The sequence below is a fragment of the Flavobacterium rhizophilum genome (assembly GCF_046000485.1).
GTDB classification, from domain to species: domain Bacteria; phylum Bacteroidota; class Bacteroidia; order Flavobacteriales; family Flavobacteriaceae; genus Flavobacterium; species Flavobacterium rhizophilum.
In genome coordinates this window covers 1-1,472 of the sequence record NZ_JBELQB010000030.1, presented here as the reverse complement: position 1 = coordinate 1,472, position 1,472 = coordinate 1, and the positions used below count along the sequence as shown (strand labels likewise).

Annotated in this window: 1 protein-coding gene; it reads left to right on the top strand. The window is 48.0% G+C overall.

Features of this window, described 5'->3' with window-relative positions:
- Positions 1-15: 15 nt before the first annotated feature.
- On the top strand, positions 16-1,472 hold a 1,457-nt coding region (locus tag ABS768_RS17545; protein ID WP_408076249.1), incomplete at its 3' end, for a cell envelope biogenesis protein OmpA.

Here is a 1,472-nt window from a genome sequence, read left to right as displayed (position 1 = left end):
AAGCGACCACGAAAGATGAAGAACCTATATATCAGTTTAAGTTTTATGCTTGCAGCGCAGTTTGCCATGGCACAAAACAAGGATACCGAGAAGGCGGACAGGCTGTATGCCAGGATGGAGTATGTTGATGCCGCCAGTGAATACCTAAAGGTATCGGGCAAGAACGACCCTTATGTTTACAGACAGCTTGCCGAGAGCTACTACAATGTATTTAACAGCAAGGAAGCGGTAAAATGGTATGGCAAGGCTACCCAGAGCAATCAGGATGCCGAGATCTATTACCACTATGCCCAGATGCTGAAGGCCGAAGGCAAATATGAGGAAGCTAACACACAGATGCAGAAGTTTGCCTCACTAAAACCTAATGATGAGAGAGCCATCGCTTTCAAACAGGATCCTAACTACCTACCGAAGTTAAGGAACCAGACCAAAATGTTTGATGAGAAGAAACTGGACATCAACGATGAGAAGTACAGCTCCTTCGGCGCGGTACTGACCGATGATAACAATTTCTATTTCACCAGTGCAAGAAACACAGCAAGGAAAACCTACGGAGCCAATGAGCAGCCGTACCTTGATATGTATACGGCCACTTACAATGCCGACGGCACTTTTAGTGAGCCTACCCCGATATCGGACATCAATACCAAATGGCATGACGGCCCTGCGGCGGTAACCGCCGACGGTAACACCATGTACTTCTCGGGCGAGAGCTTTAAGGAGAGCAAACAGTTTGAAAGGGATAAGGACAACAACCTTAAACTGGGTCAGATCTACCTTTTCAAAGCTACCAAGACCGACGGTAAATGGGGTAACATCCAGCCACTGCCGTTAAACGATAAAACCTACTCTACAGGTAACCCTGCCATCAGTGCAGACGGTAAGACCCTTTACTTTGTGTCGAACCGTCCGGGAGGACAGGGAGGCAATGATATCTGGAAAGTGGAAGTGAAAGGCAACAACACCTATGGAGAGCCGCAAAACCTTGGGGATAAGGTAAACACCCCGGGTAATGATAACTTCCCATACATCACTACCGAAGGTAAGCTTTACTTCTCTTCAGACGGGCGTAAAGGCTTCGGGGCACTGGATATCTTTGTTATCGACCTTGCAAAAGGAACAGAAGCCAGAAACGTAGGCCTTCCTGTAAACTCAGGACAGGATGACTTTGCCTTCAGTTTTAATGACAATAAGCAAATCGGGTTCTTCTCCAGTAACAGGAGCGGAGTTGACCAGCTGTACAGTGCTACACCAATCTGTGGTGTTGAGGCTATTGTAATGGTAAGGGATGCCAACACGGGCAAACCACTGGCCGGTGCTAAGGTAGCCATCCTTGATGAGCGCAACAATGTGATTGAGACCAGAACGGCCGATGCCGGCGGTAAGGTAACCTACAGTATTGACTGTGACAGGGCTTACACCATACAGGCAAGCATGCCGAAGTACGAGCAGAACACTTTCCCGATTGCCAA